Raw genomic sequence first — 11,849 nt, 5'->3', positions numbered from 1 at the left:
GATGTCGATGTCGTCGGCGTTGCGGCGTTCAGCCCGGCGGCGTGGCAGCGCGTCGCGTGGCGGCAATCGCCATGAGGCGTTCATCGCGCCAGGCGCGCCGCGTTTCGAGATCGGTCTGCGAGAGATGCTGGCGCCGATCCGTTTCCACCTGTCCGATCAGCGCGGCATCCCACGGCGTGTCGTGCTGCCGCGATTGCGCAATGCGCTGGTACAGCGGTCCGAGCCGCACGGCGTAGTCGGCCACGCCACCCGGCGCGTTGAGGTCGATGGTTTCGAAGGGACCCATGAAGGACCAGCGCCAGCCGAGTCCGTCGCGCACGGTCTTGTCCACGTCCTCGCAACTCGCCACGCCTTCCTGCACCAGCGCCCAGGCTTCGCGCAGCAGCACGGCCTGCAAACGGTTCAGGACGAAGCCTTCCACTTCCTTGCGCACATGCACCACGGTCTGGCCCACCGCGCGCATCCATGCGTCAGCGAAATCGACGGTCTGCGCGGCCGTTACCGGCGACGGCACCAGTTCGACGACCGGCACGAGATACGGCGGATTGACCGGATGGACGATCAGCACGCGCGGCGACATCGACAGGCCCAGCGCGAATGCCGATCCCGGAATGCCAGAGGTGGAACTGCCCACCACCGTATCGGGTGCGACCAGCGCATCGAGATCCACCATCAACTGGCGTTTCACATCCACGCGTTCGAGCACGGATTCCTGCACGTAGATCGCGCCGTCCACAGCTTCGGCCAGTGTGGCGACGGGCGCGATGCGGGCCAGCACGTCAGCTGGCGCCTCGTCGATCAACCCGTGTTGGCGCAGGCCATCGAGTTGCGTTGCAATCAACGGCACGGCGCGGCGCGTGATGTCGGGATTGGCGTCGAACATCTTCACGTGCAACCCCGCACGGGCGAACACGATGGCCCAGCCCGCGCCCACCAGGCCGGCGCCGACGATGGCGACGTGGCGTCCGCCAGAGAGTGCGTGTACATCGAAGGAATCGGTCATTTCGTCCTGCTTTTTCTGGGGGTGGGTGATGCATACGTATGCAGGCTAACTTTCATGCATTCGTATGCAAACTCAAGGTTTTCCCCTAGCTACTGTCGATATTTGCGCGCTACGGGAAACCCCCAACGCGCTACGCCTTGCAGGCTCAGGATCGGCTTCCTATGCTTGTCTCACGATTTGTCCGGACAAAATAACCAATGCGGACAAAACGTCGCCAGTCTGGCCGCAGAGCCGGGCCATCACACCTCGCAGGAAAGAGGAGACAAACGCATGTTCGCCCCCCACAAACTCACGCTGCTGGCGCTTGGCCTGGCGGTGTTCGCCCTACCCGCCCGAGCCGAATTCCCGGACAAGCCAGTCAGGATCGTCGTGCCGTATTCGGCAGGCGGCGGCACCGACATCGTGGCGCGCCGGCTGGCCGAGCGGCTGACGCCGCGGCTCAAGCAACCGGTCATGGTGGAGAACCGCCCCGGCGCCAACGGCATCATCGGCACCGATGTCGTGGCCAAGTCCGCGCCGGACGGCCATACCTACGTGCTGGTGGTGAACACGCACCTGCTGAACCCCATCCTCTACAAGAAGATGCCCTACGACACGTTCACCGATTTGATCGGCGTGACGATGGTGTGCAAGTCGCCGCTGGTGTTTGTCACGCAGAGCACCTTCCCGGCCATGAACGCGGTGGAGTTCGCCAAACACGTCAAGGCGAAGCCGGACAAGTACTCGTACGGCAGCTCCGAGAACATGACCCGGCTGGTCGGCGAGATGTACAACAAGTACCAGCACCTGGACATGGTCAATGTGTCCTACAAGGGCGGCTCGCCGCTGATGACCGACGTGATCGGCGGCGTGACCACGGTGGGCGTGACCAGCGTGCTCACAGCCAAGCCGTTCATCACGTCCGGCAAGTTGCGCCCGCTGGCCCAGACCGGCGCGCAGCGCTCCCCTGTCCTGCCCAACGTGCCAACCATGATCGAATCGGGCATGAAGGATTTCGAGGTCTATACCTCGTACAGCCTCTATGCCCCGGCCAAGACGCCAAAAGCGGCGCTGGAGCGCATGCAGAAGGAAGTGCACGACATCGTCATGGCGCCGGACATGAAGGAGATCCTGGCCGAACAGGCCGCCACGCCCGTGGCCCAGTCGGTGGACGAGTTCAACGTCCAGGTGAAGAAGGATTTCGAGGCCTGGCAGCGCCTGGCCAGGGAAGTCAACCTGCAAGCGGAGTGAGACAAGCGGATATGGATACGACCACGAACGAAACGCCCTCCATCGACACGATCCGCCCCGTGCCGGGTGGCTGGACCCGCGCCGACATGGAACGCGACCAGCGCTGGATCCATGTGTTCGATGCCGATGAGATTGCCGCGCTCGAACACGCGTTGCGCCACGCGCTGGGTACCGGCAAGGACATGTTCGACATGTCCATCGAGGATTTCCCGCTCGACGCCCGCGTGCGCCGCCGGCTGGTGGCGCTGATCGACGAGACGCAGGGCGGCTTTGGCCTCAAGCTGCTGCGCGGCTTTCCGGTTGATCGCTGGGATGCCGATGCGTTGCGCAAACTATTCTGGGGGATCGGCCTGCTGCTGGGCGTGCCGCGCCCACAGGGCAAGTCAAGCCAGTTCGTGTCGGACGTGCGCGATGCGGGCGGCACCTATCGCTCCGGTACGGGCCGTGGCTACAACACGCGCTCGGGCCTGGACTTCCATGCCGACGGCAGCGACATGGTGGGCCTGTTCTGCGTGCGCACCGCCAAGGCGGGCGGTTCCAGCCTGATCACCAGTTCGATTGCTGCGCACAACGAGATGGTGCGCCTGCGTCCGGACCTGGCTCTTGAACTCTACAAGCCGCTGGTCTTCAGCCGGCAAGGCGAGCAGGCACCCGAGGAAACGCCGTGGTATGCCGCGCCGGTTTTTGGCGTGCGCGACGGGCATTTTGCGTGCCGCCATATCCGCAATCACATCAAGGGCGCGCAGGCCACCTTTCCCGATGTGCCGCGCTTGTCCGCCGAGCAGACCGAGGCGCTGGACCTGTTCGATACGCTGCTCGCACGGGAAGACCTGTGCTACGACATGGACCTGCAGCCGGGCGATATCCAGTTGCTGAACAACCATATCGTCCTGCACTCGCGCACCGAGTACGAAGATCACCCTGAACCCGAGCGCAAGCGGCATCTGTTCCGCCTGTGGCTCTCGCTGCCGCAGGCCCAGCCGCTGCCGCTGGGATGGCTCGATGCCTACAAGGATGTGGATGCGGCCTGCGTGCGCGGCGGATTTCGCGGCATCGGCATCACGCCGCAAATTCGCGCATTCGAGGCCCGCTTGGCCAACGCCCATGGTATGAAGCTCCGTATCTATCCCGTCAAGGAAGCCGCCTGATGAACACCACTCCCTCCCAGGGCACCGCCCGTCCGTCGATGCGCGAACTGCTGGCACGCAAGCGCCTGATTGCCGCACCCGGCGTGTTCGACATGGTCTCGGTGCGCATTGCCACGCGCATGGGATTCGACTGCCTGTACATGACCGGCTATGGCACGGTGGCGTCGTACCTGGGCTTGCCCGATGCAGGCCTGGCCACCTACACCGACATGGTCAACCGCGTGGGCGCCTTCTGCTCCGCCGCCACCGTGCCAATGATCTGCGACGGCGATACCGGCTACGGTGGCCTGCTCAACGTCGCACATACCGTGCGGGGCTACGAGCGCGCCGGTGCCAGCGTGATCCAGCTCGAAGACCAGGAATTCCCGAAGAAATGCGGCCATACGCCGGGACGGCGCGTGATTCCGATGGAAGACATGGTCAAGAAGATCCAGGTGGCCGTGGAAGCGCGCGAAAGCCGCGACTTCATGATCCTGGCCCGCACCGATGCGCGCACGACGCTGGGACTCGACGAAGCGCTGCGCCGCGCCGAAGCGTATGCAAAAGCCGGGGCCGACATCCTCTTCGTGGAATCGCCCGAATCGGAGAAAGAGCTGGAAATCATCGGCCGCACCTTCGACCTGCCGCTGCTGGTCAATGTGGTGGAGACCGGCCGCACGCCAGTACTCCCCGCCGAGACGCTGGAACAGATGGGCTTCGCCATCGCGATCTATCCGGCCGTCGGTTTCCTGGCGATGGGTAAGGCGCTGGAGGATGTCTACGGCCACCTGCAGGCCAACCGCACGTCGCTGGGCATCGGGGACAAGCTCTATGACTTCCCGCGCTTCAACACGCTGATGGATTTCGAATCCGTGTGGGACTTCGACAAGCGTCACGCTTCATGACCCTTGGCCAGTCTTCGCCCGGTCGTCCGGCACTCACACTGGCCAGCACGCTGGCCATCCAGATGCTGGCGACTGCCGCCACGCTGGCCTTTGCCGTGCTGGCACCCGTGATGCCGGGCGTGGCACTGGCCAGCGTCGGTCTGTTCCTGTCACTGGTCTACCTGGGCGGCATGGCCGGCAGCCTGGCGGGTGCGGGCATCGTCGAGGCGTGGGGGCCGGTGCGCGCCTCGCAGCTTGGCCTGCTGGCCCAGGCGGCGGCGCTTGGCATGCTGGCCACCGGCGTGCCGGAACTGCGGCCGCTGGCCGCGCTCGTCAGCGGGCTGGGCTACGGCCCGATCACGCCCGCCAGTTCGCAGATCCTGGCGCGCACCACGTCGGCCAGCCGCATGGGGTTTGTCTTTTCGCTCAAGCAGACCGGCGTACCGCTCGGGGGCCTGCTGGCTGGCGCGCTGCTGCCGCTGCTGGCCGCCTTCCTCTCCTGGCAGGCCGCCTTTGGCGCGCTGGCTGCGGCGGCGCTTGCCATCGCCATCCTGAGTCAGCCATTGCGCACCATGTACGACGATGCCGCGACCGGCCGTTTTATCGTGGCGGCGAACCTGCGCCAGATGTTCCGCGATGTGCTGGGCGACAGCCGCCTGCGTTCGATGGCAGCGGTCTCGGTGCTGTTTTCGGCGTGCCAGCTATCGGTCAGCGGCTATCTGATGGTGTATCTGACGACCGAGATCGGCATCGGGCTGACGCAGGCCGGACTGATCTATGCGATTACGCAGGGCGCAGGCATTGCGGGCCGCATCGCCTGGGGCCATCTTGCCGACCGCGCAGGCGCGCCGCGCGGCGTGCTGATCCTGCTGGCCGTGCTGATGTGCGCGGCCACCGTGGCAACCGGCCTCTTTACGGCGCAGTGGACGCTGGTGCCGCTTTGTCTCGTGGCTGCCCTGCTCGGCGCGACGGCGATCGGCTGGAACGGCGTCTATCTGGGCGAGGTTGCGCGACTGGCGCCCCCTGGGCGGGTGGCTTCGGTCACCGGCGGCGCGCTGTTCTGCACGTATTTTGGCGTGGTATCCGGCCCGGCCGCCTTCGGCTATTTCGCGCAGCGCGTAAACAGCCTGAGTCTGGCTTATCTGGCACTGGCGGGTGTGCCGGTGCTGGCGGCCGGGCTCTTGTTCTGGGGCGACCGTGCGAAGCCCGTCGCCACGGCCAATGACAGCGCTTGCCCGCCATGACGCGTCCCGGCTATGCTCCACTCCCATCCCTCACCTGACGCTGCCCACGCGATTCATGGAACAAGGCCGCCCCCTCCCCGATGACTTTGCCGACGCGGTCCCGCACGAGCGCACCGACGCCAGCCCGCGCTATCTCGCGCTCGCGCGGAGCCTGCGCGCGGAAATCGAATCGGGAAAATATCCGGTAGGCAGCAAGCTCCCGACCGAAATGGAGTTGTGCAAGCAGTTCGGCGCAAGCCGCCATACGGTGCGCGCGGCCATCGAGCGTCTGGTCCGGCTCGAACTGATCAAGCGCACGCCGCGCATCGGCACGGTGGTCACGGCGGCGCGTGCCAAGCAGGGCTATGAACTGGCCGTCGGCCAGGTGGGCGACCTGCTGCAATACGCTGCCACCACGCGCATGCGGGTGTTGTCGCGCGACCTGCGAGAGGTGGGCAACGATGCCGACCCCGCGCTGCAGCCGTACCACGGGCAGCTATGGCTCGTGATCCGGGGGGTGCGCACCGGCGACGATGCCGATACGCCCATCTGCTACAACGAGGTGTGGGTGCATCCGGACTATCGGGGTGTACGTGGGGCCGAACAGGACATCGAGGCTTCCGTCTTTCACCTGATCGAGAAGCAGTTCCAGGTATCGGTCTCGCGCATCGAGCAGGTGATCCACGCCGCGGCACTGCCCGCCGAGATTGCCGAACTGCTCGACATGCCGCCCGGTGCGGCCGGCCTGTGGATCAACCGCCAGTATCGCGATGCCAGCGGCAACCTGATCGAGATGGCCTGGTCGATCCATCCGGCCGAGCGTTTCTCGTACCGGATGGTGCTGGACCGGACGTGGCGCAGTGCGTGACCACGACAATGCATCAAGGCGTCTTGCGGGACTTGGTTGGCTTCCGTCCAGCCTGACCGTCCCGCACGCCTACCGTGCCTCGTTCCACCAGCACGCAGGGCACATCCACGCTGCGCGCCATGATCTGCCCGCCCATCTGGTCGAATAGCAGGTTGCGCGTGGCATCCACCATTTCGTCGATGTTCTGCTGGACGGTCGTGAGATGGAACGACGGCCAGGCCGCCTGAGGGACGTTGTCGAACCCGACTACCGATACGTCGCGCGGCACCTCCAGCCCGAGTTCGGTGCGCAGGGTCTCAAGCGCCGCGATGGCCATGTGGTCGTTGGCGGAGAACAAGGCGTCGGGGCGATTGGCCGGGTCTTTGAACATCGCCAGCACGGCGCGGCGGGCTTCGGCAAAGTCATAGTGGCCCACGGCGCGCGCGTGCAGCGGCATTCCGGCCGCTTCCAGCGCATCGCGCAATCCCGCTTCGCGATCCCGGCTGGTGGACGCATTCTCCGCGCCGGCCAGCCAGGCAATGCGCCGATGCCCAGTGCGCAGCAACAGTTCTCCCACCATGCGGCCACCATCCCGGTTTTGCGATGTCACCGAACTGGTGGCGTATGCGCCCATCGCACCCATCTGCGCTACCCGGTTGAACAGCACCACGGGGATGCCGGCGTTCTGGCAGTCGCTGGCAAGCGCTGACGAGAGCGAGGTCGAGGCCATGACGATGCCATCCACCTGGTACTGCAGGATGTCCGTCAGCACCTCGTCGGCGTCTTCGGTCTGGCTGATAAAGAGCAGCACGTGATAGCCGTCCTGCTGCAGCGCCTGGCAGAGCCGCTCGATGACCACCGGATAGAACTGGTTCTCCAGATAGCTCATCACCAGGCCGATGATGCGGCTGCGCCGGGTGATCAGGCTGCGTGCGATGGCGTTGGGCCGATACCCGAGCTTGCGCGCGGCTTTCTCGATACGCTCGCGCGTGTCCGGTGCCACGCTCGCGCCCGGCGTAAACGTGCGGCTGACCGCTGACTGCGAAACCTCCGCGAGCCGGGCTACGTCATGGGCCGTGACTTTCTTCATGCCGCGGTCCACCCGCCGTCGAGCATCAGCGCGCTCCCGGTCATCAGGCTAGATGCGTCGCTGGCGAGGAACACCACCGGCCCCATCACTTCGTCGATGCGCCCCAGGCGTCCGAGCGCGATCTTCTCCAGCACGAAGTTGCGGAACGTCCGGTCCTCGAACATCGGCGCGGTCAGCGTGGTCTCGATGAACGTCGGGCACAACGTGTTGACGCGGATACCCGCCGGGCCCAGTTCCCAGGCCAGTGCCTTGGTCATGCCCTCCATCGCATGCTTGCTCGCGCAATAGAGCGTGCGGCGCGGGCTGCCCACATGCCCCATCTGCGACGAGACATTGATGATGGAGCCCGGCAGGCCCGCCGCCTGCAGGCTGCGCGCCACCTCGCGGCAGACGTAGAACGTGGCCTTCACATTCAGCGCGAAGACCGCATCGATGTCCTCGTCCGGCGTCTCGGTGAGCAGGCGGGGACGATTCATGCCCGCGTTATTGACGAGGATCTGGTACGGCGGACGGTTGGCGATTTCCCGCGCCACGGCGCGCGAGTCAGTGACGTCGAGCACCATGGCGTCGGCATGGCCGCCCTGCGCGCGGATGGCCGCGCAGGCTGCCTCCAGCTCGTCGCCCGAACGCGCGGCAAGCGTGACCGCCGCACCCGCCTGGGCCAGCGCCACCCCGGCGGCGAGGCCGAGGCCCCGCCCGCCGCCCGTGACCAGCGCCCGCTTGCCGTCGAGGCGAAACCCGCCGAAGGTTGGCAGTGCGGACGTCACGATTACGCCTCCAGTGCCGGAACCGGCTCGTACCAGGGCACTTCCGGACGATTGCCGTAGCGGCGCACGCGGATATTGGCCTGTTCACCGTGACCGGCGAAGTTTTCCATATGGCAGAGACGCGAGCAGTACTCGCCGATCTCGGCGCTGGCCGCATCGGTCGTGACGCGCTGGAAGGTGCAGGTCTTCAGGAACTTGCCCACCCAGAGGCCGCCCGTATAGCGCGCTGCCTTGTTGGTCGGCAACGTGTGGTTGGTGCCGATGACCTTGTCGCCAAAGGCCACGTTGGTACGCGGGCCCAGGAACAGCGCACCGTAGTTGCTCATGTTGTTCAGGAACCAGTCCGGATCGCGGGTCATGACCTGCACGTGCTCGGAGGCAATCTCGTCAGCCTTCTGCAGCATTTCCTCGCGCGAGTCGCACACGATGACTTCACCAAAATCCGCCCACGCCTTGGCCGCGATGCCTGCGGTCGGCAGGATCTTGAGCTGGCGTTCCACCTCGGCCATCGTGGCATGCGCCAGTGCTTCGCTGTCGGTGAGGAGCACCGCTGGCGAGGTCAGGCCATGCTCGGCCTGGCCCAGCAGGTCCACCGCGCAGATTTCGCCATCGACCGAATCGTCGGCGATCACCAGGGTTTCGGTCGGGCCTGCAAACAGGTCGATGCCGACGCGGCCAAACAGTTGGCGCTTGGCCTCTGCCACGAACATATTGCCCGGACCCACCAGCATGTCCACCGGCGCGATGGATGGCGTACCCACGGCCATGGCCACCACGGCCTGCACGCCGCCGAGCACCAGGATTTCATCGGCGCCCGCCATGTGCATGGCCGCGACGATGGCCGGGTGCGGTTCGCCATGGAACGGCGGCGCCGTGGCCACCACGCGCTTGACGCCCGCCACCTTGGCCGTCAGCACGCTCATGTGCGCGGAGGCCAGCAGCGGATACTTGCCGCCGGGGATGTAGCAGCCCACGGCGTTGATCGGTACGTGGCGATGACCGAGGAACACGCCCGGACGCGTCTCTACCTCGACGTCGAGCATGGAATCGCGCTGGATCTGGGCGAAGTTGCGGACCTGGGCCTGTGCAAAGCGGATGTCTTCCAGCTCGCGCGCCGACAGGCTCTTCATCGCGCGCTCGATGGCGGCCTGCGACAGCCGGAAGTCCTGTGGCTCCCAGTTGTCGAACTTCTTGCTGTACTCGCGCACGGCAGCATCGCCACGCGACTCGATATCGCGAATGATGCCTTCGACCGTATTGCGCACGGCGGTGTCGTCTTCGGCACGCGCTTGCACGTCGCGGCCACGCTTGAGGTAACGAATCATGAGGATTTCCGTTGTGGGGTTTGCATACGTATGCAGACTAACTTTCTTGCATTCGTATGCAAACTCAGCGTTTTCCCTGATACGTCGTTAGCCCCTTTGTACCGTCGCTCGAAATAGGGACGCGGCGGTTCGCGCACACCGCTACAATCGCGCGCAAGTCCCAGCATTGCGGACGGCCGCCCTCGCAGATCGCGACGGGACGGTACACATTGATAAATCCGGGTACGGTCCATGTCTTGCCACTTCGCCTCATTTCCCACCGCCTGCCGCGAGCGTCTGTTCGCCCTGCTGCTCTCGTTGATGTTCGCGTGCTTTCTCACGGGTTGCGGCGATGACGACGCGGCGCCGCCTCCTCCCGCCGGCCTGACCTACAGCATGACGTCTGCCTCCTATCAGGTAGGCACCGCGATTGTGGAAAATCGTCCCACGGCGAGCGGTGGCGCCGTCGAGCGCTATACGATCACGCCCGCACTACCCGCTGGCCTTTCGATCGATGCTGCCACGGGCGTTATCAGCGGCACACCGACTGCGGCGAGCCTCTCTGCCATCTATACGGTGGCGGCGCAGAACGCTGGGGGCACCGCCACCGCACGTGTGCAGATTGAAGTGCGCGGCGTGGCGTCCGCGCCGGCTGCGCTGACCTATCGCGAAGCCACGGTCACCTACTCCACCGGCGCGGCCATCACCGCCAACACGCCGACGAGTGGCGGCGGCCCGATCACCACCTACAGTGTCACCCCGGCGTTGCCGGCCGGCCTCTTGCTCGACGCGCAGACCGGGGCCATCACCGGCACGCCTACCGCTATCACGCCCGCTGCCGCCTACGTTGTCACGGGAAGCAATGCGGCCGGAAGCACCACCGCCACGCTGCAGATTACGGTGCAGGCCGCCCTGGTTGCACCCGCGAGCCTGACGTTCACCACGACGTCCGCCCTCTATGTCACGACCGAACCGATTACGCCGAATGCCCCAGTGGCCACCGGCGGGCCCATCGGCACGTTCAGCGTATCGCCCTCCCTTCCTGCCGGGCTGAGCCTCAACACCGCGACGGGCGTCATCAGTGGCACGCCTTCTGCCGTGCAGTCGATGGGCGTCTACACCATTACCGGCAGCAACGCGGCAGGCAGCGTACAGGCGCAGGTGCGGATCACGGTCACCTCGCGGGGGACGTGGAGCACTGCAGCGCCGCTGCTCGTGCCTGCGCATTACTTCACGGCCACCCGCCTGAACGACGGACGCGTGCTTGTAGCCGGCGGGTTCCAAGGCGGTGGCAGTACGGCGAGGGCCGAGATCTACGATCCGGCAATCAATACGTGGATACTCACTGGCGCAATGCAGTCCGCGCGCAGCGGGCACACTGCCACGCTGTTGCCCGATGGCCGCGTGCTTGTCGTGGGCGGCGAGGCCGTCTTTTCTATCGCTGTGAACAGCGCCGAATTGTACGATCCGGCCACAGGCATCTGGACGCCCGCCGGCAACATGAGCGAGACACGCGAGAACCACACTGCCACGCTGCTGCAAAACGGCAAGGTTCTGATTGCAGGTGGCTATGACGGGAACGGCGGCACCGTCTTCCGGAACAGCATCGAGCTTTTCGATCCCGTTGCCAATGCGTGGACACGGATGACCACGACATCGGCAGTTCCTCGTGCGCAGCATGCTGCGGGCCTGCTCCCCGGTGGCAACGTATTGCTCATGGGGGGCGTGAACGGGAGCGGCTTTGTCAATACCGCCGAGCGTATCGCCATTGACGATAGCGGCACGACGCCCGAGGCGTTTCCCATCCTGGGCAACGTGACCCTATCCGCTCGGCTGGCGGATGGCTCGTTTCTCGTCATGGCCGACGGCTCGACCAGCGCCCAGCGCTACACCCCGTCCACATCCACCTGGACCGCCAGCACGATGCAGGAGCGGCGCACCATACCGACAGTCACGACGCTCGCTGACGGACGCGTGCTGGTTGCGGGCGGCGCCACATCGGGCGGTGTCCGCGCGACGTCGACCGAGATCTACAACCCCGACACCAATACGTGGACTGCCGGCACGCCGATGTCTGACGGCCGCGGTGCGGGCCAGGCCGTGTTGCTTGTCGACGGCAGCGTGCTGATGATCAGTGGCTACAGCGGCAGCGGTGAAGTGCCGTCTGTCGAACGCTTTCAGCCGTAGTTTTTTGTGGTCTGCTGAAGCCGACGCCAGTGGCTATGGGCTCCCCTCTCCCATGAAGTGGGAGAGGGGTGGGGGTGAGGGGGCCGGGCGTCGCTATGTTGAAGCATCTATCGCAGCGTGAAGCGCTTGCCCTCAACCCCATCCCCTCTCCCGCATGTATAGCCCGGACACATAGGTAACACCTGTT

The 11,849-nt window shown here is 65.6% G+C and carries 10 protein-coding genes; 6 read left to right on the top strand and 4 right to left on the bottom strand.

Annotation, left to right across the window (positions count from 1 at the left end; all coding sequences use genetic code 11):
* Positions 1–28: 28 nt before the first annotated feature.
* Complete coding sequence (locus tag ABDB81_RS19575; RefSeq protein WP_346812973.1) at positions 29–1,003, bottom strand: 3-hydroxyacyl-CoA dehydrogenase; 975 nt, start codon at positions 1,001–1,003, stop codon at positions 29–31.
* 270 nt (positions 1,004–1,273) lie between these two features.
* On the opposite strand from ABDB81_RS19575, the gene ABDB81_RS19570 reads away from it, so the two are divergent.
* Genes ABDB81_RS19570 through ABDB81_RS19550 form a run of 5 tightly spaced genes read left to right on the top strand, consistent with a single transcriptional unit; the run spans position 1,274 to position 6,335 of the window.
* Positions 1,274–2,233: a tripartite tricarboxylate transporter substrate binding protein gene (locus ABDB81_RS19570; RefSeq protein WP_346812972.1), complete on the top strand. Its 960-nt coding sequence runs from the start codon at positions 1,274–1,276 to the stop codon at positions 2,231–2,233.
* An 11-nt stretch (positions 2,234–2,244) separates the two neighbouring features.
* On the top strand, positions 2,245–3,381 hold the full coding sequence (locus ABDB81_RS19565) for a TauD/TfdA family dioxygenase (RefSeq protein ID WP_346812970.1): 1,137 nt from the start codon (positions 2,245–2,247) through the stop codon (positions 3,379–3,381).
* Positions 3,381–4,265: an isocitrate lyase/PEP mutase family protein gene (locus tag ABDB81_RS19560; protein ID WP_346812969.1), complete on the top strand. Its 885-nt coding sequence runs from the start codon at positions 3,381–3,383 to the stop codon at positions 4,263–4,265. Before ABDB81_RS19565 ends, ABDB81_RS19560 begins: the two co-directional genes overlap by 1 nt.
* Positions 4,262–5,488 carry an MFS transporter gene (locus ABDB81_RS19555; RefSeq protein WP_346812967.1) on the top strand — a complete coding sequence of 409 codons (1,227 nt, stop codon included), beginning with the start codon at positions 4,262–4,264 and terminating at the stop codon, positions 5,486–5,488. The genes ABDB81_RS19560 and ABDB81_RS19555 overlap by 4 nt, the downstream gene beginning before the upstream one ends.
* A 55-nt stretch (positions 5,489–5,543) precedes the next feature.
* The gene (locus ABDB81_RS19550; protein WP_346812966.1) at positions 5,544–6,335 is read left to right on the top strand and encodes a GntR family transcriptional regulator; all 792 of its coding nucleotides are present in this window, start codon (positions 5,544–5,546) and stop codon (positions 6,333–6,335) included.
* 13 nt (positions 6,336–6,348) lie between these two features.
* Here the strand turns inward: ABDB81_RS19550 and ABDB81_RS19545 are convergent, their stop codons facing one another.
* From ABDB81_RS19545 to hisD, 3 genes are read right to left on the bottom strand one after another with little or no spacing between them, the layout of a single operon-like run.
* Complete coding sequence (locus ABDB81_RS19545; RefSeq protein ID WP_137927229.1) at positions 6,349–7,404, bottom strand: LacI family DNA-binding transcriptional regulator; 1,056 nt, start codon at positions 7,402–7,404, stop codon at positions 6,349–6,351.
* Positions 7,401–8,171 (bottom strand): SDR family oxidoreductase, encoded by a 771-nt coding sequence (locus tag ABDB81_RS19540; protein ID WP_249359612.1) that lies wholly within the window; start codon positions 8,169–8,171, stop codon positions 7,401–7,403. Before ABDB81_RS19540 ends, ABDB81_RS19545 begins: the two co-directional genes overlap by 4 nt.
* Before the next feature lie 2 nt (positions 8,172–8,173).
* Positions 8,174–9,496 carry a histidinol dehydrogenase gene (hisD, locus tag ABDB81_RS19535; protein WP_137927230.1) on the bottom strand — a complete coding sequence of 441 codons (1,323 nt, stop codon included), beginning with the start codon at positions 9,494–9,496 and terminating at the stop codon, positions 8,174–8,176.
* 231 nt (positions 9,497–9,727) lie between these two features.
* Here hisD and ABDB81_RS19530 point away from each other — a divergent pair, with 231 nt between their 5' ends.
* The gene (locus ABDB81_RS19530; RefSeq protein ID WP_346812964.1) at positions 9,728–11,662 is read left to right on the top strand and encodes a kelch repeat-containing protein; all 1,935 of its coding nucleotides are present in this window, start codon (positions 9,728–9,730) and stop codon (positions 11,660–11,662) included.
* Positions 11,663–11,849: the final 187 nt, after the last annotated feature.

It is taken from the genome of Cupriavidus sp. DL-D2, assembly GCF_039710735.1.
Taxonomy (GTDB): domain Bacteria; phylum Pseudomonadota; class Gammaproteobacteria; order Burkholderiales; family Burkholderiaceae; genus Cupriavidus.
This window is presented reverse-complemented; position numbering and strand designations above follow the sequence as displayed.

Coding starts and splice junctions, on each gene's coding strand:
- ABDB81_RS19575 (WP_346812973.1), bottom strand. CDS start 1,003: ATGACCGATTCCTTCGATGTACACGCACTCTCTGGCGGACGCCACGTC.
- ABDB81_RS19545 (WP_137927229.1), bottom strand. CDS start 7,404: ATGAAGAAAGTCACGGCCCATGACGTAGCCCGGCTCGCGGAGGTTTCG.
- ABDB81_RS19550 (WP_346812966.1), top strand. CDS start 5,544: ATGGAACAAGGCCGCCCCCTCCCCGATGACTTTGCCGACGCGGTCCCG.
- ABDB81_RS19570 (WP_346812972.1), top strand. CDS start 1,274: ATGTTCGCCCCCCACAAACTCACGCTGCTGGCGCTTGGCCTGGCGGTG.
- hisD (WP_137927230.1), bottom strand. CDS start 9,496: ATGATTCGTTACCTCAAGCGTGGCCGCGACGTGCAAGCGCGTGCCGAA.
- ABDB81_RS19560 (WP_346812969.1), top strand. CDS start 3,381: ATGAACACCACTCCCTCCCAGGGCACCGCCCGTCCGTCGATGCGCGAA.
- ABDB81_RS19530 (WP_346812964.1), top strand. CDS start 9,728: ATGTCTTGCCACTTCGCCTCATTTCCCACCGCCTGCCGCGAGCGTCTG.
- ABDB81_RS19555 (WP_346812967.1), top strand. CDS start 4,262: ATGACCCTTGGCCAGTCTTCGCCCGGTCGTCCGGCACTCACACTGGCC.
- ABDB81_RS19565 (WP_346812970.1), top strand. CDS start 2,245: ATGGATACGACCACGAACGAAACGCCCTCCATCGACACGATCCGCCCC.